The sequence below is a fragment of the Bradyrhizobium sp. CCBAU 11386 genome (assembly GCF_028128955.1).
GTDB lineage: Bacteria > Pseudomonadota > Alphaproteobacteria > Rhizobiales > Xanthobacteraceae > Bradyrhizobium.
The window spans coordinates 1-281 of the sequence record NZ_LBKA01000048.1 but is presented as its reverse complement, the minus strand read 5'-3'; the positions used below and the strand labels follow the sequence as shown (position 1 = coordinate 281).

The 281-nt window shown below is 62.3% G+C and carries 1 protein-coding gene; it reads right to left on the bottom strand.

Going from position 1 to position 281, the window contains the following annotated elements; genetic code table 11:
* Positions 1–281: transposase (locus tag XI09_RS08300; RefSeq protein ID WP_271566408.1), on the bottom strand; the 281-nt coding region annotated here is incomplete at both ends.

Sequence of the window (281 nt, the reverse complement as noted above, 5' to 3'; positions counted from 1 at the left end):
CCTTTATCGTCCCGAACGGATGCTCTGCCGTTTGACGGCGTAAAGTCATCTTGTTCGGGTCCTGATCGAGCCGCCGCTGAATCTTCTCCAACACGGCCTCGTGCTCCCAACGCGCGATGCGCCGCTCGGGGCCGGTCGTGCACTGAGCTTTGAGCGCGCAGGTTTGGCAAGCGGTCGTCCAGTAACGGCGCAGCATCTTACCATCCTCTTGGCCGGTGAAGCGGTAGGTGAGCCGTTCGCCGGCAGGGCAGCGATAGATGTCCTCGGCCGCAACATAGACG